Genomic DNA, 21,394 nt, shown 5'->3' on the forward strand with positions numbered 1-21,394 from the left:
TCCTTTATTTGAACTTTAATTCATCTTTTTCATTAAAAGAATAAGAAACTACATAATTCGAAAAATAGTGGTCTATTGCAACAGCTGTTGTAACACCGCCCAAACATTGTCCCTTACGATTTGATGTCCCTTCGGGGTAGGGTGTATCCCGTCTTCCAAATTCAGCTCAGGAATACCTGCAACCCCATCCAACAAAAAAGGAATCAAAGCGATTTGATTTGCTTCGGCCAACTTGGGAAAGGTTTTGCGAAACTCCGTAGTATATTCTGGGCCCATATTGGGTGGAATTTGCATGCCTGCCAGTACAATTTGGGTATCAGCATTCTTTTTTCTTACTAAATCAATCATTGCTTGCAAATTCTTGTGGGTTTCAGATATGGGAATACCGCGAAGTCCATCGTTCGCACCTAGTTCCAACACAAAAACATCGACCTTTTGGTTCAATACCCAATTCAAACGGTTACGTCCGCCAGAAGTGGTCTCCCCACTTAGCCCTGAATTGATTACGGTATAATCGAGACCTAACGAATCCAAACGGTTTTGGATAAGCGCTGGAAAAGCCTCTTCCAGTTCCAAACCGTAACCTGCGGTAAGACTATCCCCAAAGAATAAAATCACTTTTTCGGAGGTTTCTTCGGCAGCGACATTTTCTGTATTACTATTGCCATCTGATACATCTGAGGCTTTTTTGGGGGCATCACGACAGGAAATTAGGTATAAAATCAGAAAAAAATAACGAAACTTTAAGAGGTCTTGCATAGGTTACGGGCCTTAAAATCAAAATCATTTGCCTATTTTCCTAGTTTGAGAAAAAAGGAAGCAAAAGTGTTATGCCAAAGATATTAAACGTTGAGCACCTAGGGAAGACCTATACGAGTGGCTCCAAACAATTAACGGTATTGGATGACATCAATTTCAGTATTGAAGCAGGAGAGACCTTTGCAATCGTAGGACCTTCAGGGAGTGGAAAGACAACTCTATTGGGTCTCTGCGCTGGACTTGATTATCCCGATACCGGTGTAGTGGAACTGAGTGGTGCCAATTTAGCAAATTTGAACGAGGATGAGCGTGCCCGATTGCGCAACGAAAAGGTGGGTTTTATCTTTCAGAATTTTCAGTTGCTCCCCACCCTGACAGCTCTCGAAAACGTAATTGTCCCTTTGGAGCTTCAGGGAGCAAAAAATCCTGCAATAATCGGTAGGGAACTATTGAGTAAGGTTGGTCTGGGTGGCCGTCTCCAGCATTATCCTTCCCAACTTTCTGGTGGAGAGCAGCAACGCGTGGCTCTGGCCCGTGCTTTTTCAAATAGCCCATCTATTTTATTTGCTGATGAACCTACGGGCAATCTCGACCAAGATACAGGCGACCGTGTCGTCCAACTATTGTTCGAACTTAATCAGGAGGCGGGCACCACTTTGGTCATTGTCTCCCACGATTTGGAATTGGCACAAAAATGCAATCGTTTATTGCGATTACGAGGTGGGAAAGTGGTATCGAATGAAGTATTGATTGAATCGTGATAAATTCTCCAACAAAGCAATCCGGAGCCGGATGGAAATGGCTTGGCGAGACAGCAAGGCTAGTGGCGGTCGTCTCCTACTGTTTATGGCTTCCATTATTTTGGGCATAGCTGCGGTAGTTTCCATCCAGTCTTTTAGCCAGAACCTGGAAGAAAATATTGCCATTCAATCCAAGACCTTGATGGGTGCCGATTTTGTCATTGATAGTAACCAACCCCCTAATGAAAAGGTATTGGCCATTATCGATTCCCTCGGAGGGGCTGATGGACGTTCCGTAGGGTTTCCTTCAATGGCGGTTTTTCCAAAAAGCGGAGATGCCAAATTGGTTGGAGTACGCGGTATTGAAGGTGGATATCCATTCTACGGCGAACTGGAAACCAAGCCAGAAACTGCAGCGCAGACCTACCAAAAGTCCGGCGGTGCTCTGGTAGATGCAACACTCATGTTGCAACATGGAGTGCAAACAGGTGATTCTATCAAATTAGGCAATACAGTGTTTCCTATTATGGGCACTTTGATTTCCGCTCCCGGAACATCGGGAATAGGGGCTTCTGTGGCTCCACCTGTAATTATTCCCTACGATGCAGTGGAAGGTACAGGACTCATACAAGTGGGAAGTCGAATCGGATATGACTATTATTTTGTCGCCGAACCTGAGCAAGATCTGGCAGCATTGGATGAGAAGGTTGACCCTCAACTCGATGTTGAAAACGCGGACCTCGATACGCACATCAGTACCGCTAAACGGCTTGGCAGAAGTTATGATAATTTCGGGAAGTTTCTTAACCTTATTGCTTTTATAGCGCTGCTGTTGGGTTGTGTAGGCGTTGCCAGTTCAGTACATATCTATATCAAGGAGAAATTACGTTCGGTAGCCCTATTGAAATGCATAGGAGCTACCCGAAGACAAAGTTTTTTAATCTATCTACTACAGATTGCAGGTATGGGTCTACTCGGAGGCATTCTTGGAGTGTTGAGTGGATTGCTCCTACAGCAATCCTTTCCTTTGCTGTTGGAAGGATTCTTGCCGTTTGAAGTTCAGATTTCCCTAGTACCCAATGCGCTTTGGTCAGGACTGATATTGGGTGTATTGTTATCAGTATTATTTGCCTTAATGCCTTTATTGAACACATGGTTTGTTTCACCTTTACAGGTGTTGCGGGTCGAGGAGAGCGGATATCAAAAATCACGAAAAGCCCAGTTGTGGGTAGTATTGGGTATTGTTCTATTTATTTTTTCCTTCTCCTTTTGGTTATTGGGAAGTATTCGCTATGCCCTCTATTTCGTTCTCGGCATCTTGGTGGTCTTTGCGCTTTTGGGAGGTGTAGCCACTTTTTTTATGCGAGCCATCAAGAAATATTTTCCAACGTCTTGGGGGTTTACTTCGCGACAGAGTCTCTTGAATCTCTACCGTCCCAATAACCAGACCACGGTCTTAATTTTGGCCATAGGTGTGGGCACCTTTTTAATAAGTACGCTCTATTTCACCAAAGATATTTTATTGGCTCAGGTTTCCTTGGAAGCTTCGGAGGACACCCCAAATCTTATTTTGATGGATGTCCAAACTGATGAAAAACTTGCTGCGGCCAATAGCATCGAAGCGTCGGGATTTGATGTATTGAACAATATTCCCATCATCACCATGCGGATGAATCAAATCAAAAATCGGCCTGTACGTGAACTTATTCTTGATTCCACTGCGACCCAAAATCGATGGGTTTTGTTCCATGAATTTAGAGTTACCTATCGCGATTCCTTGGTGGCCTCAGAACGAACAGTAGAAGGCACCTGGCCACTTGAACGCAAAGGCAACGGTATGATTCCTATTTCGATGTCTAACAATGTTGCAGCCGATGCCCAGGTCAAAGTTGGAGACACACTTGTGTTTAATGTGCAGGGTGTATTAATGGAAACCAAAGTGGCCCATCTTCGTGAGGTGGATTGGGCTCGAATGCAGATTAACTTTTCGATTCTGTTCCCTTCTGGAGTATTAGAAGAAGCGCCTCAGTTCCATGTGTTGACCACCAAAGCCCCAGATGCGGCCAAATCGGCCGCATTGCAACGTGACCTCGTTCGAAAATTTCCAACAGTGTCCATTATCGATTTACGACAGATACTTCTGGTTATAGAAGAGATTCTGAACAAAATAGCTTGGGCAATCAACTTTATGGCTTTCTTCAGTATTCTTACTGGGATCATTGTGCTCATTGGATCGGTACGAACGAGCAAATACCAAAGGATAAAGGAAAATGTGTTGTTACGCACCTTAGGGGCCAAAAGCAAACAAATTCTTCGCATTACAGCACTTGAATATCTCTATTTAGGGCTATTGGGCGGAAGTATCGGTATTATATTGTCATTATTAGGCAGTCTCTTGTTGGCACGATTTGTTTTTGAAGTTAGCTTTGTGCCTTCCGCAGTTCCTTTTCTAGTTGTTTTACCGAGTATTATGGCTTTGGTACTTTTGATTGGTTTGTTAAACAGTAAAAGTGTGCTGCAAAGTCCTCCATTGGAAGTGCTTAGGAAAGAAGGGGGCTAATTAGAGAAACGATGAAGTAAGGCTCATTTCTGACCTGAGAATCTTGAGGTAAGAAATCTCGTGAAGCATGTAAGTTTTGTTATGGGGTTACTTTTTCATGGTTAATTTAACATCAGAAATGTGAATGTTCAAAAAAAGGTTATAACACCATTTACAAAGGAAGAATATTCGAATAAGAAATGAATTCGTTCCTCACAATAGCGTGATATACATCATATGATCCGTATTACTACATTGTACCTAATTTAGAAAGCATTGAATCGACAAAACGAAAATACCGTACCCTTAAAAAAAGGGAATTATTTAGCTCCTCATTTCAGTATATCAAGCTTCGATGATTTATTAGTCGGTATCACTACATATGATGCTCCAATAGAGACCGGTGTGTGGCATTTTCATGAAATACCCATGATTAGTTTTGTGCTTTATGGTAGCAATACTGAATATCGTAAAGGAGGGTCCATTAGAAGGAATTCCGGTAGCGCAAATTACTACCACGCACATGAATTGCATAAAAACGTTTATGACCAATTTCCTTCAAAACACATAAGTTTGGAATTGGATCTGAACTATTTGAAGAAGCTTGAATATACTGAAGCGGACATACAGTTGGCTGTTGAGAAAAGTCAAGATTCTATTTTTACATTTATTAGATTAATGAATGAGGCACAGACAAATGATGTCCAATCAAAAAACACAGTGGAAATGTTATTCCTATCATTTATGGAAAACGCTCTTGTTTCTAAAGATAATGCCCAATTCCCTCCTTGGATGAGTTTAGTTCGAGAAATATTGAATGATCGTTGGAATGAGAATATTTCCCTTAAAGAATTATCAAACAAAGTACATGTTCATCCGACCACGATCTCAAAACACTTTCGCAAATTTTTTGGATGTACTCTTGGAGAATATACTAGAAAACTTAAAGTGGAGCATTCGATCAACTTCTTACATTCTTCCAATTATTCCCTCACGGAAATAGCATATATCTGTGGGTTTTCCGATCAAAGTCATTTTATCAGGACATTTAAATCAATGACAGGATATTTGCCTAAAAAATACTGCTCTGTATAAGAGGCAAATTTGGTTCTATTTTAATTAAGGATTACATCATTTCTTTGGTATTAATTTTATTAGATAGATGATGAAAAGAATACTTAGAACAATTATTTGTTTAGCAGTTGTTATTACTGGTTGCAAGCAAGCAACAAAAAACAATCACAAACTTGAAACTAAGTATTCGATTCAAAAAGATACCCAGGAATGGGTTGGCTTGATGATCGAAGGTTATCGAAACTTTAATACCGATCGAAGTACTAAAGCGGCCGATCAAATTTTTGAGGCTACTGAACTTATGCCAATTAAAAATTTGGAAAACTATTTGGTGAGTGCCATGGTTTATGCGCCTAAAGGTGAACGAGAAAAAGCATTTCTATCTATTGAAAGAGCTATTGAAGAAGGTTTTAAAAATTCTGACATACTTAGCTCTATTTCTGAATATTCATCATTACATAATGATCCTAGATGGGATGCGTTAATTTCAAAAGTGAACAAGAAACAAGAAGAATATGAAAAAACCATTCAGAACCCTGAACTGTTAGAAATGTTGAAATACCTTTGGGCACAGGATCAGGAAGTACTAGCTCAATATGAAAAAAATGTAGAATCCCTTGATAGTACAGCAACGGACGGGGACTATAGCCGGCTTTTTATACCTGTTGAAAATCGATGGGAAATAAACAAAAATAAACTAGATAGTATTATTAGTATCCATGGTTGGCCTGGAAACAAATTAGTGGGTGAAGAGGGTTCAAAAGTTGCATGGGGCATCCCTCAACATCACCCCGATATTTTCTTCAAAACAAAATGCTTGCTTTTAATAAAGGAAGCCACGGAAAAAGGTGATGTTGATCCGATTCATTACGCACAATTAAAAGACCGGATAGCAAGGGAAACTTGGCAAAAGCAGAAATATGGTACAAGCATGGGTGAAAGTGCTCCTTATCCTATCGAAGATCCTGCCAGTGTCAACAAAAAACGATCTCAGTTAGGGCTTTTAGAACCAATAGAAGTTTATGCAATTTACCATGGATTTGAATACACTCCACCTTCTCAAGAGGCAATCCAATCATCACATGAGAAAGCACAAGTGAATTACAAAAAATTTGAAAATTTTATAGATTTAAAAAAGATTGATTCTGCCAACACTTGTATTGCAAAAGCTATTTCTGCTTATGGAGACATAAATAATGAACAACTTTATGATGCTTCTATGCTGCTTGCCCAATTAAATAACAAACGTTCACAACATATCTGTTTGAGTATCCTAAAAGTTTTGATTTGGCGAAAGTGGGACAAAAGAGTTGAAATTTTAGAACAGGATGAATTTGATCGATTACATAGTCAAAACGAATGGGAAGAAATTAAAAGGCTAGTTAAAATGAGTATATAAAAACCATGTAAAACAACGGCTGTACATCCATCGCTAGATGTTGTTCCCCAGAAAATCTATCGAGAAATTCACCAACTTCACCATGGGGTAATAAATCAACATGGTTCTCCGATGCACGGCTGAATGGCACATTTCATCTCCTTCCTGTACTTTGTACCGCAGCCTTTTCCGAAACTGCTCCAAGCCCACAACAGTATTATAGCCAAAACCGTTGACGGCTATTTTTTGATAGTTCCCTAAAACCAAGGTTTTCTGAGACTTCGCCTTTTCCTTTATCAGTACTATTAACCAGCTGTTTTAAAGGACTAAAAAGCTTTACATAATCTTGGATTTTATTAATATTTACTTTTCAATATTAGACTTAACCCCCTAATTTTTTAAAATTATATTCACCAAATTTGAGTTGCGTTAACCGTTGTACAAACGCCTTAAAAGTGCAATCTGAATCAACTATATTAAATTATCATGCATATCGTTTATAGCCTCAACTACTGTACTACCATACCCTTTGATTATTTCAAATTCTTTATTGTCGACTAGAGAAGCACTATATGATTCGCCAAACTGATTAATTTTTAGAAACTTTAACTGATTTGTATTTAGTTCCATGATTTGTATGTTTTGATTTATCAAATGATTTAGTTCTTAGAATCCTATCCAAGGATTGAACAATAGAGGATACTATTTTTTAAGTTGCAGATTCTAGTGTTTGAATTTGATCGTAAGCTCTTCCGTCTTTCCTCCTCTCAAAACTTGTAACACAAATTCTTTCTTTTTATAGAAATCCGATTCTTTTACAATGGCACTATCCACATTTTCAAAAGCTTCTTTGGTCAATGGAAACCCATTGACCGATAGTATAATGTCTCCTCCCAAAATCAATTGTTCTTCTCCTATGGTACTAGTTTCAAAACCCCCTTTGATTCCCGCAAAGTATGCAGGCGAAAATCGAACTATAGATTCGACAAGCAGACCCCCATTTATAGGAGCATTTAACATCCAAGCCAGTTCTTTATCTAGGATAAGACCACTAATTCCGGTCCATCTTCTATTGCCATTAACGACCAGTTTTTTGGCCAAGTTTGAAGTAGCCGCAAAGCCCAGACCTTGAAAACCTCCGGATTCTGTGATGATGTAACTTGAAATTCCGATTACCTCTCCCTGTAAGTTGAACATAGGTCCACCGGAGTTTCCTTGATTGATGGAGGCATCTGTTTGAAAGTATTCGTTGATGACAAATCCCGAAGTTCTTGTTTTTTGCTTTTGTCTGCCACTAATGTAGCCTGCGGAAAGGGAGTGTTCCAAACCATAAGGGGCACCGAGGATAATAATCTGCTCTCCCACCAAAACCTTGTCCGAGTCACCTATCTCTGCCACTTCATAGTCTTTGGGCATCCATGATAATTTCAACAATGCGATGTCCGCTACGGGTGCCGACCTAATTACTTTAGCAGGGATCTCTTCCCCATTTGTAAATTTAACGGTGACTTTTTCTGCATCATTAACGACATGTGCGGCAGTCAAAATTTCGCCCTTTTTGGAAATTAGGACACCTGAGCCGATACCATCATCGATTACCTTTTGATATTTTTCATTAAGTACTTTGGATTCGGTCAGAATGGTTACAACCGACGTATTTACTTGTTTGTAAAGCGATGCTATATCTTGCCCATTAGCGCTGCCCATTGTAAGAAACAATACGATATAATGGATAGGCTTTTTTGCTGTACTAAATGAGTTCATTTTATTCATTCTATTGTTGTCTTAAAATTTATAAGCTAGCGAGAGCCCTAAGTTGAATGTGATGATCTTGGGTTGGTAATTTGAAGTGATGCTCCTATTATCGACCGTTGTATCGACATCGGAGATTGTGACAAAACCACCGCTAAAAGTAAAAGTCGGCATGAGACAAAAGCTTTTTCCTAAGTCACGCTTAAATCCAATCCCAAATTCGTAACCTAGCCCGAAACCTGTCTCACTAGAGCGATTCACTCCTGTATTGGTATTCTCATCAGTATCCGTTATTGAAAACTCTGGATTGGAAACCAGCATAGGACCCAATCCGATACGTGGATAGAGACTGAATTTTCTTCCAATATTTAATTTGTATTCAATTCCAGCAAGAAGAGAATGGATTTTCCATGCATCGGAATTACCATTCAAAATTATCCCTTGATTCGTTGCTTCCAAGCTTTTAACCAATTCGTGAATATCCGTGTCAAAATTCTGATAACGAAAAGTCAAGGTAAAAATCACCCTTTCGCTTAGAACACTCCCCATATAGAAATCCAACTTGCTTCCGCTTTCTGCAAAACCAGCATCGGAATTAGTGATATCACCAGCCGCAAAATCTCCAATTGGAAAACTTTTCCCATAGGAAATTCCAAAATAATACTTGCTTTCTTGGGCTATAACTAGGGCTGTGGTCATGGAAAAAACAATCAGAAAAATGTATTTGTTCATGCTAAAGTTAGTTTTGAAAACTTGTTACGGTAAAACTTAAATCTGGAACGGGTTTTAAGATTTAGCTCTGCTCCACTCTAGATCTGCGGATATGAAGCGTGCAGTTACCTCAAGAAGAAGTTTGTCACTTTCTACCTGACATTCTACATCCAACAATCTTCCTCTTTTTTTGGAATATATCTTTCCTACCCATTTCCCTTCTTTATACTCCAAGTTGAGTACTTCGATTTCCATGTTTCGCTCTCCCTCCGAATTTATCGGGTTACCTAGGTATACATTACCTTCTTTGTAAATTTCTACTTTTGTTTCCTCTGCTGTAATCCAAACAGCAACTATTTCATCTTGTTGATCTTGCTTATCTTGTGCAAATAGGTTGGTGGATAGGACAAAAAAGGCAATTGTGATAAAGTGATTCATATTTTTTCTCATGATTATATTTTTTGATTACGGGGCGAAACTATTTCGACTATGGGTCAGTAGCAAAAAAGATTTACGAAACGCCTGTATAAATCAACCAAATGGATGTTGAGGGCTACAAAGCCTTTCAATCACCAAAACGAACAATTCGCGTTATGAAATCATCATTTCATTCATTTGATTATGAAATAATAGAGGGTGATGCTAATATTGTGCTTATGAGCAAAGCATTATCCAAAACAGAGCGATTTCTCAAAGTTGGGCCATACATTCTTTGGTTTGGGATGCATATCGTCATCAGCTTGGTATTGAGTTATCAGAGAAGTTTTACGGATACCATATACTATCTGGTCACATATGTTGTTTTTGGCTCTTTGATTATTTGGATTTTTGGATTTAAACTATTTCCTGAATACTTGTCAAGAGAAGGGAACATCAATCGAAGACTGGGGTTGTTGATTACTACCAATATCATTCTGTTTATAATCGGAATTTATGCGCACTCAATCATGGGTGAAGTGCTTGGGTTAGCAAAAATCAGTGACCAATATGCACCCAAATCAGTCAGGATAGCTTTATGGATTTTAATGGTTTTACTGGGGATAATTTATATGGCCAGTATTCGCGTTGCACATGTCTATTATCTGAGTGCAGTTCAGAAGATCGAGCACAAAGCGGAAAAGGCCGAGGCCGAACTGAAATTGTTAAAAAGTCAGATAAGCCCCCACTTTCTGTTCAATACGTTAAATAATATTTACGGTCTTGCCTATCTGAGAGATGAAAGGGCCGCTGAAATGATTTCAAAGCTATCCAAGCTGTTGCGTTATTTACTGTATGACTGTGATCGGCCCAAAGTACTCTTGACCAAAGAAAAGGAACTTATAGAACACTATTTGAGCATACAGTTGCTTAAACATGAAGATTCCCGCAATGTGGATTTCTATCATGCAGGAATTACGGATAACAATAAAATTGCGCCTATGATTCTTATCAATTTTATTGAAAATTGTTTTAAACACTCCGATTGGGAAACCAATCCCCAAGGTTGGATCAAGATCAGTTTGGAAGTGGAAAAAAACGAACTTAGTTTTAGAACAGAAAATACCTTTAAGGAAGAAGCCGGGGAAATTACGATGCATCGTAGAGGAATCGGACTTACGGGTTCACTAAAACTTCTAGAGGCCAATTACCCGCGGAAACACGAAATTGATATAACCAGGGAAAATAACGTGTATCAACTAGACCTAAAGATTACATTATGAAAATGAAATGTCTAATTGTCGATGATGAACATATTGCCCGAAAGATTCTTTCGGATTATGTTGGTAAAGTCCCTGAGTTGGAATTGGTGGCTTCCTGTAGTTCTGCACTGCAAGCGCTCAACCATATTAAAAAGGATAGTATAGATGTTTTGTTTCTCGATATACAAATGCCAGATCTTACAGGTCTTGACTTTCTGAAAATCCTACCAAACAGGCCAGCTACCATACTTACTACTGCATATTCCGAGTATGCAGTTCAGAGTTACGAACTGGATGTTATAGACTATTTATTAAAACCAATAGATTTCGACCGGTTTTATAAAGCGGTCACCAAAGCTATTTCACTCAAAGATTCAAAAGTCGATTATCCCTTAACTACATCACCAGCTCAGCCTACGGACAAACTATTTATTAAAGCAGATAGTAAAATCATCAGCGTCGCATTTCAGGACATTATTGTCATTAATGGTCAAGGTCCCTATGTACAGCTAATTACCGTTCATGATCGTAAAATTATGACGTTGCAGTCAATGAGTAAATTAGAAGAACTGCTTCCTGCCAATTTTCACAGGATACATCGTTCTCACATTGTCAATATCAATCATATAGACAGTATTTATGGTAATATGGTAAGATTAAAAGATCATACGGCCGTAGTGAGTAAAAACAAACGAGACGAATTCCTTAAGCTAATTGATCAGCTCAATTTATTGGGGGACTGATTTTGGGATTACTTAAAAAGATAGGTGTACCATTAAAAGAACGTTTTTCAGGACTCTGCTGATTTTTCCAAACGGTTTTATCTTAGGGGCGTTTAGAGGGACTGTAACATTTTATATCTGAATTGGTCCCAAAAGTTCAAATGATTATAGATATAATAGGAATATAACTACTAGCACCTATATTTCTTAAATTTGATGTATATAGTAACTTGTTATTATATAACATTGTTACAAACAATTAAATTCTCTACCATGATCCTACAAATTATAAAATTGAAATCCAATCTTCCCGAAGATGAATTATTAAAAAGAGCAAAGGAAAGAGAACCTCAATTTCAAGCCATCCCAGGGCTCATTCAAAAATACTATGTAAAGACTGATCAGTCTGGTGAATATGGAGGAATTTATGTTTGGGATTCTCCAGAATCACTGAAATCTTATCGACAATCTGATTTAGCCAAAAGTATTCCGGAAGCATATGAAATTAATGAAGTTCCGAATATTGAAATTATGGATATTCTTTTTCAATTAAGAAAATGAAAAAAATCGGAATTTAATGGCAGAATGCAACGGAATTCGACAATCGGAATGTGAAAATGAGAGCGTGAAAATCGGAATGAAAAAATAAAAACGGTTTGTAACAACGTGTATAATTAATTGCTGCGGATTTTCACTTCGGAAAATCACACGCATTAATTATCTTAGGCAACAGCAGAATGTTTCCAACGAACCATCCCGCAACTAATCATACACAAACCGTTAGATGGTCTTTCGACTAGTTATACTAATTTCTAAGGCTATAGTGCCTGTATGGAATCTAGCTTCTTTTTTGAAAGTTCATAGGTTTTTTTTAGACTTTCACTATTCCTAAAATGTTCTCCATAATTATATGCTTTTTCAATAGACTTTACTGTTTTGTCATAAAGTTTATTGTTGTAGTAAACAATATGTTCAAACTCGGCAAAATAGATGTCATTTTTAGCATTTGCACCATATTTTTTTGCTTTTTCTAAATACTCTAATGCTCCTTCTTTATCTCCTTTCCAGGCAAGCACTGCAGACATAAACTCATAACCTTTAGGAAGATTCGGAATCAATTCGGTACTTTTTTTATAACATTCAAATGCCTCATCCAATTCATCATTATAATAATATGCCATACCTAAGGACCAAATAGCAGCAGCGCTATCAGGATACATATCCACTACTTTTTGAAAATACTTTTTTGCTTTATCATAATCTTCTTCAACTAAAAGAGAATACTCCGCTTGCATTATATCTCGTTCTGATTTTAGATTCGATTTTTTAGATAGTTCAAACGCTTTAGTTACCTTTTCTTTATATTTTTCTGGGTCTTGTTCATAAAACCCTCCCATTAAAACCCCACTTGGATAATTGGGATCTAGCTCCTTGACTTTTGCGGCTTTCTTTTCAAACTCGCTCTTATCCCCATAGAAATAGAAGTTTGCTGACAAATCATTAAAAAGTTGATGTACTTCGGGAACTTTTGAATCTACTGCGAGGGTGAATCCATGTGTATTCAAATCTTTTGGAGCGTATTTTTCAACAAACTCGTCTTCAATTTCTCGATCTGTTTTCTGGGCTTGACAACTCAATAAATTGGCTGCTGTTAACAATACAACCATATACTTTTTACTTCTCATATCTAACATTTTAGTTTTTAATTTTACTCAATAAGTCCTTCATTTTTATTGCATGTGCCTCTGAGACCATTAGTCGCCGTTCATCAGTCCAATTTTCAGGATTAGTCTTTACAAAATCTATTGCTGTTTTAAGGGTTTTAAGTGCTTCTTTATATTGTTTTCTCTTTGTTAATAAATCGATTTTGAGATTATAAAACCACGATACTTTTCTTAAATCTATGGCTCTACTAATCAGCTTTAGCGCAGTTTCCAATTCTGTATTTAAAAAGTAGTAATAGTCGGCGCCTACAGCAAGTAAATCTGGATCCTCGACATTACCTGACAAGTATTCTTCTTTGACCATTTTCATCAGACGCTTATCGGTTTGTGTCTTGATTTCGAAAGTCACACGGGTATTTTCCCAAGAAATATTCAATTCTGCATTGGCGGCTACTAAATCAATATCAATTGTAAATGATTCGTAATACCTGTTAGATATATTTGCTTTCGTTTTAAAACGAATTACATCTTTGGTTTTGTCATAACCTTCCAATCCATAAATAGTTGGATCGCTATTTAGAATTATTGTCCATTCTTGTTTGTCTGGAATGGTGAACAATGAATACTGTCCCGCTGGTAATACTGTATCGTCTATTACTACAGCATCATCAAATTTGATTTTTGTGCCATTACCTGCACCCGTTCGCCATAGTTTTCCATAAGGTATAAGTTCACCAAAAATGGTACGCCCCCTGGCTATGGGGCGTTCGTATGCTATTGAAATTGTTGTAATTCCAACTTTTTGTTCAATACTTCCCTTTGGACTGAGTGACGGGAATTCCGTTTGGGCTACCAACCCGACCGCAGATAGTGTTAGCAATAGTAAAAGATAAACCTTCATAATTCTCAATTTGTTTATTGTTAAAATATTTCGTTATTAATGATGTAAACTAGAAGGTACAGACGCTCAAGAGCCCTGATAATTGAACTTCATTTAGCTTTAGTCTTTGAAATCGTTTTGATTTTTCAGATAACCCTTTGTGTTTTTTTGGATTACTATTATTCTATGTTTGAAATAAATTCAAACGCATGTTTTATATCGGTCGCTTGAAGCAACACTTCTTTTGTGTTTTCATCCTCTCCACCAGAAGAGACCAAACCGACAATTTTTCCTTGATTATCCACTACGGGCGCTCCGCTTAAGCCTCCTAAGCTTTTGGGGCCACTTATTTGTATTAGGTTATGAAAATTTCCTTCAGTAGCATCGAATTTGTATTCATAAGCGCGTTGTGATCCAACTGTATCTTTATAAGTCCACCCGACTGCGTATAAAAGTTCTCCTTTCTTTAGTGGTTTCTTCCTTAAGGATAATGGGGTATGGTTGGTTTTGTTTTCTTTCACCGAGAAAACTAACCAATCTTCATAAGTATCCCAGTTGGTATCCATATAGTTCCAAGTAAGGGAGTCTTTTTTATTTGTATTCAATAACTTGTCGGTAATAATATGTTTTGTGCTATCATTCTTCGGGTGCATTTTCCACTGCTTCAAACCTCCTTCAAAGTCAACAAATTTCATTTCATCGGTCTTGGCTATCATCAAAATATGCTTTGCTGTAATAGCATAGCTTTTACCATCAAATGCCACTAGAAAACCATTTGACGCATTTGAATTATCAAATGATGAATCTTGATAAGAAACACTATTGATAAGGCCAATTGGAGTTTCCTTTAAGCTTTTAGTTGTTGAACAACTTATAACTACCAACGTAATTATTACAACTACTAACGCATTCTTAAATTTTAAAATCTCTGTAAATGTCATTTTGATGTATTGGGTTGCTAATTAAGATATATCAAGTACTTACTTAGTTCTTCTGAAGATTGATTCCTATTTGTTTACTGAAAGAATATTCTCTTTAGTAAACCCATTATTGAACTTAATCTGGGTTAGTGTTTGTGTTATGCTCGGTGATTGAACATATGCACCTTTTGTATCAGGCAAAAAGTAGTTTCGGTTTACTGCTATTTTTTGACCTTCTATAGCCTCATATTCATATTCGGCCAAAATTACAGGTGCGTTAATACCAAGAAAAGGAAGTGAGAAATAAAACCGGTCTATTAGCTGTGTTTCCTGATTTACGTAAAGAATGTAAACATCATTCTTTTCTTTTCCGGTTACTTCAGCGTCATAGGTGATTTCTAGCTTTGTGTAGTCAATACCATTATAAATTTCTTTGCCTAAATATTTTGCAATAGTCCCAGGGTCATTCAATTTATAAGACATAACAAACCAAAAATAATTGGCACGTCTCACGAATTGACCAACCGAAATAGTTTGTTCATTGGCAACAGTTTTCCCATTAAGCGTTATGGTTGTATTTTCACCATCAAAAAGATGTGTCACAATTCCTTCATCATTTGGCATAGTATTTATTTCGTGCCGTGTATAGTGACCAAATGAGATTTCAGCATCAAATATGTAGCGTTCTGTAGAGATATCAGCTTTACCTTGCGGAACGGTATACTCATAATGGTATTCCACATCATTTTTACTGCGCAGATGATTCCATCCACCATGCGCAGCTTCCACAGCGGCGAGTATATCTTTAGGGTTTGTAAAGTCAATTTGAGGGTTCTCAACTTGCTTTTCTGCTACCACTTGCTTATCAGCTTGTTTACAGCCGATTAGGGTTGTTGAAATTAGTAAGGCTATCAAAAAGGACTTTCGCTGTGTCATTGATTACTGATTGTTTTGAAGCTGAAAAATAGAACAATTCAGTTCTCGGTTTTATTGGAGTGGCTATGCACTGCATAAGTGTAGCTGGAAAGTTGACAACTGTAGACGAACTTAAAAAAGCCCTGTCTTCCGTAAAGCCTCTAAAAAATCTTGTTTATAGGTTCTACCAATTGGAAGGATATTACCTTTTACGAAAACTTGATTTCCAGAAACTTTTTCTATCTGATCCAGATTAATGATATAAGAACGGTGCGCTCTGTTAAAGTTAAACTGACGTAGCTTTTCAGACCAATTTTGAAGACTGTCTAACACTAGTACTTCTCTTTCCACAGTGACTACATTTACATAATCTACCTCCGCCTTTAAAAAGAGAATATCTTCTATATTGGTTTTATAAATAGCCTTGTCCGCGTATAGAAAGATTTGATTTTTAGTATCCTTTTCTTGTTCTGTTAATAGCGAACGCACTCTGGAAAGCGACTTATAAAAGCGTTCATAAGAAAAAGGTTTTACCAGATAATCCGTTACCCTTCTTCAAAAGCTTCAATGGCATAATTTGGATAGGCCGTTGTAACGATAACCATTGGAGGGTTTTGCAAAGTTTTTAAAAAAGATAGTCCGTTATGCAAAAGAAAGTCTCCTTTATCGCATTTTCGGGTGTTACCTCAACTAGTTTCATAATTATTCCTTTATTGTTTTTATCATTTTTGCGGTAGGAATAATAGGTATATCCCAAGCCTCTTTAATCTTACCATCAATAATGCACCATACTACAATAGCGTCAATTTCCATTTGATTTCCTTTTAATATCATGGTGTCTTTAACATGTGTAATGACTAATTCATTACCCATAGGGATTATGGATAAGGGATGTACCTTAAAGGAACCACTAGTGCGACCAGCCAATATTTCGAAAAAATCCTTCAGTCCTAAGAGGCCTAAATAGTCTCCTTCTACTTCGGGCAATTCAGGGTTGTAATAATGCCAAACAAAGTCCTCGGAAAAGTCTTCGGCACTTGCTGGTAAGTTGGTAAGATCAAGTCTTTTTAAAACCTCAATATTTGGATGTTCTTTGTTCATGATTCTAATTTTTTGCTAGTTGTTTTTTAGAGCGAATCACTTTTAAGGTCAATGCGCCATAAGTAATTGCCAGTATAACAACAGAGACAACTATTCCTACATAGGGTATTGTGGTAAGCAGACGCATTAAGAGGACAAATCCTAAGGCAATGAATGTAGTACTCCAAAAGCCCCAATTCATATCCTTTTTATACTTTAAATAGTAGGCCAGTAATAATCCAGCAATTAATTGACCGAAAAGCAAACTAAATATAAATATAGCCGCTGTGAATAGACCTAACGGAATGCCAATAATCATGAGCAGCGCCACAATAATTAATAAAGGAATACCTACTAGGTAAACCAATCCAAAGCCAAAACTTTTAAGCCAGTTTTTCTCTAAGCCTTCAACAGTTTTTGAAAAAGCGTGTTTAAAGAGTGCATGAAAAACAAGAATTCCCAGGAGTGCTGTTAAGATATATTTCACCCAGGATAATAATGATTTTGTGCCAAAGGTTGTTAAAGATAGTTGCGTAGCATCTTCCTTGAGATCTTCATTGAATTGTGCTTGCGTATTAACCAGCGCATCATTAAAATCAATTTCGCCCTTGCCATGATAGTACTGAACTTCTTTATAGAATTTAGCGTTAGGTCCGATGATAATTTCATCTGATGTAATTTTTGAAGTCTCTTTTATTGTTCCATTTATAAAAACGTCGGCGCCTTTAATGTCGAGCTTTCCAATCACCTCGCCATTTATTTCAATGCTACCGGCAAAACATTTAAGGTTCCCATGTACTTTAGCATTCTCAGTAAGGATGACTTCCCCACCAAAAATGACTAAATCGTCACCTACTTCAGAGTCAATAGTAGTCCTTCCTACCGCTATACGAACGTCATCTGCTATATAACTGTTGAGAAATAATTCTCCTCCAGCTGCCGTCAGGTCTCCGTTAATACTATCATTAACGATGAGTTTTCCTCCGGCGATGACCAAGTCTCCTTGTACCACAGCATTCACTATGATAGTTTCTCCGGCGCGATAGGCATCATCCTGTTGTACCTTATCAATTAAGATCTCACCTTCATGTTCTGTTTGGCCAAAAGAGACCATAGAGCAAAGTAATATAAACAAAATAGCTATAGTTTTCATTAGTGCTGTTTTTTTAGATTCTAGCACTAAATATACTGACCGTCAATTACTTGAAAAATGACGTGAATCATTAAAGGCTTCTTTTTTCCAGTTGATCTTGGGAATTGAATTCACTTGTTTAACTTATAAGGTGGACAATACACGCTCAAAGGGAGTATTCACAATATTGGAATCGTTACAACACTGTATATGGAGCATTATGATTGAGAATTCAGCCCATTTTTAAAGATTCATAAAACGAGCGTTTGTTAGGACCATATATACATGTAAATAATCCCACCTATCTTTAAACTTTCCCAACGTCCACCGGAAGGCCAACATTAAGAACTTAAATTACTAAGAAAATGTCCCTAGATTCGGGACCTGGTGAGTTTATACAAAAAAACACACACGCACTTAATGAATTGGTCAAATGAATGCAAATCGATTCAATTGATATTGTTTTCAGGAAATTTTTGAGTCCGTTTTTAAACTTTGTTGTACTAATGTTGTACTAAAACTAAAAAAGCCGACTCCTAAAAGTCGGCTTAAGCCTTGCAGTGCGGGCGGAGAGACTCGAACTCTCACACCTCGCGGCACTAGATCCTAAGTCTAGCGTGTCTACCAATTCCACCACGCCCGCAAAAGGAGTGCAAATATAATTCAATTTTCGGATTTGCAAATACTCTCTTTTTAAAAACTTGTTTTTTGTACTTTTAGTGCCCTTTTAAAACTTTACATGGAACAGATCAACGATTACATTAACACTCATAAAGATCGATTTATTTCTGAATTGATTGAACTACTTAAAATACCTTCAATTAGTGCGGATCCCGCTTTTTCCCAAGACGTTTTGGAAACCGCCAGGGCTGTTGAGAAATCCTTTAAAGCTGCTGGATGCGATAAAACAGAAATCTGTGAAACCAAAGGTTATCCTGTTGTTTATGCGGAAAAAATAATAGACCCTAGCCTGCCCACGGTGCTCGTTTACGGACATTATGATGTTCAACCACCGGATCCAATCGAGTTATGGACATCACCTCCATTTGAACCCGTTATCAAAAAAACTGATTTGCACCCCGAAGGTGCGATTTTTGCAAGAGGTGCCTGTGACGATAAGGGGCAAATGTACATGCATGTCAAAGCTGTTGAATTCATGATAAAAAATGATGCTTTACCGTGTAACGTAAAACTCATGATTGAAGGTGAAGAAGAAGTTGGAAGCGATAGTTTGGCGGATTTCCTTACTGAACACAAAGAAAAATTATCAAATGACATTATTCTTATCTCCGACACAGGAATGATAGCAAATGATGTCCCTTCAATAACAACCGGATTAAGAGGATTGAGCTATGTAGAAGTCGAAGTTACAGGCCCCAATCGTGATCTACATTCCGGAATATATGGTGGAGCTGTACCCAATCCCATCAACGTTTTAAACAAAATGATTGCCTCATTACATGATGAAAACAACCATATTACCATTCCTGGTTTTTATGATAGGGTTGAGGAAGTTTCAGCAGCAGAGCGCGCAGAAATGGCAAAAGCACCATTTAATTTGGATGATTATAAAAAGGCTTTGGATATAGACGATGTCCAAGGTGAAAAAGGATTTACAACTTCGGAAAGATATTCCATTCGCCCTACTTTAGATGTTAATGGAATCTGGGGTGGATATACTGGCGAAGGAGCAAAGACTGTGATTGCCAGCAAGGCCTATGCAAAAATATCCATGCGCTTGGTTCCTGATCAGGACCCTGATGAAATCACCGAGTTGTTCACCACACATTTTGAATCTATTGCTCCAAAAGGTGTAAAAGTAAAAGTAACACCACATCATGGCGGACTTCCTTATGTAACCAATATGGATAGCTTAGGGTATCAAGCGGCAGCTAAAGCTTACGAAACTACCTTTGATAAAACACCTGTACCAGAAAGAACAGGTGGAAGTATTCCTATCGTTGCCCTTTTTGAACAAGTTTTAGAAAGTAAGACCATTTTAATGGGCTTTGGGCTGGATAGTGATGCCATTCATTCCCCTAATGAACACTTTGGAGTTTGGAATTATCTGAAGGGTATTGAGACCATTCCATACTTTTATAAATATTATACAGAACTGTCCACATAATAACCTAAAAAAATCCACTCAAATTGAGTGGATTTTTTCAATCAACCAACAATCAAGGCAATTGTGAATACCCATTTCGGGTTTTCCACAAAAAGTATTTCTCGAACAAAACCTTTGAAAAGTCGTAGAATACATTTGGAATCATGATGGCGAAATTACGAGGTTTAAATAGACGGTCACTCACAATAATGACCTCTTTTTTGCCTGCATCCATAACGCAGATTCCTGGAATTTTGCCCCAAGCTTTTTTTCGCAATTTAGACCTACCCTTAACTACCCGAGTGATGTTCTCCGCAACAATCTTTCCAGTTTCATCCGATGGGTATCCGGTTTTTGGCCCCGAAAAAGGCACCTTACCTGGTTTGAAAGGCAAATCTACCTGAACGGCAATCCCAGCCGCCCAAACATTGGGCCAATCAAGATGTCTATAATCTTCACCAACTTGCAAATAACCATTGCTAGTTGGATTGAGTACCGGTGAGTTAACTACAAAATCGACCCCAACAAAAGGAGGCATCAGCATAGTGAAAGAACTGGGCAATACTTCTCCGGATGTCAACGTAACGCTATCTTCAGTTACTTCAACAACACCTACTTCTGTCCTATACTGGATATTGAACATTTTCATGAAAGATTTTAACATGGTTTCACCTCCCGGCATACCATCAATGCCGAAATGACCAAGATACGTTTCAGGAGTAATCCAGTATAAGTCCACTTTTTTTCTGATTTTTTTCTCGCGGAGCCATTTTTCAATGTTAAAGAGAAATTCATAGGCCGCTCCCATACATCCTGCATTTTGGGTGGCTCCAATCACCACGGGCCCAGGATTCTTCATAAACTCTTCCAAGGCTTTTTTGGTTTTCATAGCACTTTTGGGCGTACCAATGTAGTGCGCGTGTTCCTTTACCCCAGGTGCCACCTCATAATCTACCTTTGGCCCTGTTGCAATGACCAAATGATCATAAGTGAAATCACCTTTCATAGTTTTGACGATGTTGTTATCTGGATCAACACTTAAGGCCTCGGTCTGAACAAACTCAACACCCTTCTTCCAAAATATTTCATCCTTTTTGAACGAGATATCCTTAACCTGTCTCCGACCAAAGGGCACCCAAATAAGTGACGGGATAAACAAAAAAAGTGGTGACTTATCAATGACGATAACCTTGTGATTCTTCTTTCCTTTTCGTTTTATTTCCAATGCGGCGGTCATTCCAGCAAAATTTCCACCAATTACTACTGTGGTTGTCATGTCTTCTTGTTTTATGACATTAAGTTACGCCAAACTTCAACCAAAAAAAGTAACCTAAGTTACACT

21 protein-coding genes and 1 tRNA gene are annotated in these 21,394 nt (G+C 37.9%); 8 read left to right on the plus strand and 14 right to left on the minus strand.

The features are described 5' to 3' along the window. Positions 1 to 72: 72 nt before the first annotated feature. Positions 73 to 759: an arylesterase gene (locus tag SJY44_RS00005; protein ID WP_396590740.1), complete on the minus strand. Its 687-nt coding sequence runs from the start codon at positions 757 to 759 to the stop codon at positions 73 to 75. Positions 760 to 830: 71 nt separating this feature from the next. On the opposite strand from SJY44_RS00005, the gene SJY44_RS00010 reads away from it, so the two are divergent. The 4 genes from SJY44_RS00010 (at position 831) to SJY44_RS00025 (ending at position 6,511) form a co-directional block, all read left to right on the plus strand. Continuing rightward, entirely contained in the window at positions 831 to 1,520 is a 690-nt protein-coding gene (locus SJY44_RS00010; RefSeq protein WP_396590741.1) for an ABC transporter ATP-binding protein, read from the plus strand. A gap of 37 nt (positions 1,521 to 1,557) precedes the next feature. Beyond that, the gene (locus tag SJY44_RS00015) at positions 1,558 to 4,059 is read left to right on the plus strand and encodes an ABC transporter permease (RefSeq protein ID WP_396592104.1); all 2,502 of its coding nucleotides are present in this window, start codon (positions 1,558 to 1,560) and stop codon (positions 4,057 to 4,059) included. Positions 4,060 to 4,314: 255 nt separating this feature from the next. Then, positions 4,315 to 5,133 (plus strand): helix-turn-helix domain-containing protein, encoded by an 819-nt coding sequence (locus SJY44_RS00020; protein WP_396590742.1) that lies wholly within the window; start codon positions 4,315 to 4,317, stop codon positions 5,131 to 5,133. A 70-nt stretch (positions 5,134 to 5,203) separates the two neighbouring features. Beyond that, positions 5,204 to 6,511: a DUF6624 domain-containing protein gene (locus tag SJY44_RS00025; protein WP_396590743.1), complete on the plus strand. Its 1,308-nt coding sequence runs from the start codon at positions 5,204 to 5,206 to the stop codon at positions 6,509 to 6,511. 450 nt (positions 6,512 to 6,961) lie between these two features. On the opposite strand, the gene SJY44_RS00030 is transcribed toward SJY44_RS00025, so the two are convergent. The 4 genes from SJY44_RS00030 to SJY44_RS00045 all read right to left on the minus strand — a co-directional run bounded on the left by SJY44_RS00030 (position 6,962) and on the right by SJY44_RS00045 (position 9,403). Beyond that, positions 6,962 to 7,120, minus strand: coding sequence for a hypothetical protein (locus tag SJY44_RS00030; RefSeq protein ID WP_396590744.1), 159 nt, complete (start codon positions 7,118 to 7,120; stop codon positions 6,962 to 6,964). Positions 7,121 to 7,213: 93 nt separating this feature from the next. Next, positions 7,214 to 8,263 carry a S1C family serine protease gene (locus SJY44_RS00035; protein WP_396590745.1) on the minus strand — a complete coding sequence of 350 codons (1,050 nt, stop codon included), beginning with the start codon at positions 8,261 to 8,263 and terminating at the stop codon, positions 7,214 to 7,216. Between the two features lie 12 nt (positions 8,264 to 8,275). Next, positions 8,276 to 8,974 carry an outer membrane beta-barrel protein gene (locus tag SJY44_RS00040; protein WP_396590746.1) on the minus strand — a complete coding sequence of 233 codons (699 nt, stop codon included), beginning with the start codon at positions 8,972 to 8,974 and terminating at the stop codon, positions 8,276 to 8,278. A 54-nt stretch (positions 8,975 to 9,028) separates the two neighbouring features. After that, the gene (locus SJY44_RS00045; protein WP_396590747.1) at positions 9,029 to 9,403 is read right to left on the minus strand and encodes a hypothetical protein; all 375 of its coding nucleotides are present in this window, start codon (positions 9,401 to 9,403) and stop codon (positions 9,029 to 9,031) included. A gap of 143 nt (positions 9,404 to 9,546) precedes the next feature. Here SJY44_RS00045 and SJY44_RS00050 point away from each other — a divergent pair, with 143 nt between their 5' ends. The 3 genes from SJY44_RS00050 to SJY44_RS00060 all read left to right on the plus strand — a co-directional run bounded on the left by SJY44_RS00050 (position 9,547) and on the right by SJY44_RS00060 (position 11,915). Further along, on the plus strand, positions 9,547 to 10,653 hold the full coding sequence (locus SJY44_RS00050) for a sensor histidine kinase (RefSeq protein ID WP_396590748.1): 1,107 nt from the start codon (positions 9,547 to 9,549) through the stop codon (positions 10,651 to 10,653). Continuing rightward, on the plus strand, positions 10,650 to 11,375 hold the full coding sequence (locus SJY44_RS00055; protein WP_396590749.1) for a LytR/AlgR family response regulator transcription factor: 726 nt from the start codon (positions 10,650 to 10,652) through the stop codon (positions 11,373 to 11,375). The genes SJY44_RS00050 and SJY44_RS00055 overlap by 4 nt, the downstream gene beginning before the upstream one ends. 252 nt (positions 11,376 to 11,627) lie before the next feature. Beyond that, positions 11,628 to 11,915: a YdhR family protein gene (locus tag SJY44_RS00060; RefSeq protein ID WP_396590750.1), complete on the plus strand. Its 288-nt coding sequence runs from the start codon at positions 11,628 to 11,630 to the stop codon at positions 11,913 to 11,915. Between the two features lie 257 nt (positions 11,916 to 12,172). Here SJY44_RS00060 and SJY44_RS00065 read toward each other — a convergent pair whose 3' ends face one another. The 8 genes from SJY44_RS00065 to SJY44_RS00100 form a co-directional block, all read right to left on the minus strand. After that, positions 12,173 to 13,039, minus strand: a complete 867-nt coding sequence (locus SJY44_RS00065; RefSeq protein ID WP_396590751.1) for a tetratricopeptide repeat protein — start codon at positions 13,037 to 13,039, stop codon at positions 12,173 to 12,175. A 10-nt stretch (positions 13,040 to 13,049) separates the two neighbouring features. Further along, positions 13,050 to 13,919, minus strand: a complete 870-nt coding sequence (locus tag SJY44_RS00070) for a DUF2911 domain-containing protein (protein ID WP_396590752.1) — start codon at positions 13,917 to 13,919, stop codon at positions 13,050 to 13,052. A 158-nt stretch (positions 13,920 to 14,077) separates the two neighbouring features. Further along, positions 14,078 to 14,839, minus strand: a complete 762-nt coding sequence (locus tag SJY44_RS00075) for a trypsin-like peptidase domain-containing protein (protein WP_396590753.1) — start codon at positions 14,837 to 14,839, stop codon at positions 14,078 to 14,080. A gap of 66 nt (positions 14,840 to 14,905) precedes the next feature. Continuing rightward, a complete protein-coding gene (locus SJY44_RS00080) occupies positions 14,906 to 15,754 on the minus strand; it encodes a DUF6503 family protein (protein WP_396590754.1) in 849 nt (282 codons plus the stop codon). A 111-nt stretch (positions 15,755 to 15,865) separates the two neighbouring features. After that, positions 15,866 to 16,222 carry a LytR/AlgR family response regulator transcription factor gene (locus SJY44_RS00085; protein WP_396590755.1) on the minus strand — a complete coding sequence of 119 codons (357 nt, stop codon included), beginning with the start codon at positions 16,220 to 16,222 and terminating at the stop codon, positions 15,866 to 15,868. Between the two features lie 213 nt (positions 16,223 to 16,435). Further along, positions 16,436 to 16,834: a nuclear transport factor 2 family protein gene (locus SJY44_RS00090; RefSeq protein ID WP_396590756.1), complete on the minus strand. Its 399-nt coding sequence runs from the start codon at positions 16,832 to 16,834 to the stop codon at positions 16,436 to 16,438. A gap of 4 nt (positions 16,835 to 16,838) precedes the next feature. Then, positions 16,839 to 17,966: a hypothetical protein gene (locus tag SJY44_RS00095; protein WP_396590757.1), complete on the minus strand. Its 1,128-nt coding sequence runs from the start codon at positions 17,964 to 17,966 to the stop codon at positions 16,839 to 16,841. 540 nt (positions 17,967 to 18,506) lie between these two features. Continuing rightward, a tRNA-Leu gene (locus SJY44_RS00100) sits at positions 18,507 to 18,588 on the minus strand. A gap of 96 nt (positions 18,589 to 18,684) precedes the next feature. On the opposite strand from SJY44_RS00100, the gene SJY44_RS00105 reads away from it, so the two are divergent. Further along, positions 18,685 to 20,073: a dipeptidase gene (locus SJY44_RS00105; protein WP_396590758.1), complete on the plus strand. Its 1,389-nt coding sequence runs from the start codon at positions 18,685 to 18,687 to the stop codon at positions 20,071 to 20,073. A 52-nt stretch (positions 20,074 to 20,125) separates the two neighbouring features. Here SJY44_RS00105 and SJY44_RS00110 read toward each other — a convergent pair whose 3' ends face one another. Beyond that, on the minus strand, positions 20,126 to 21,328 hold the full coding sequence (locus tag SJY44_RS00110; RefSeq protein ID WP_396590759.1) for an NAD(P)/FAD-dependent oxidoreductase: 1,203 nt from the start codon (positions 21,326 to 21,328) through the stop codon (positions 20,126 to 20,128). Positions 21,329 to 21,394 lie beyond the last annotated feature (66 nt).

The organism is Allomuricauda sp. R78024, assembly GCF_044596045.1.
Lineage (GTDB): Bacteria > Bacteroidota > Bacteroidia > Flavobacteriales > Flavobacteriaceae > Flagellimonas.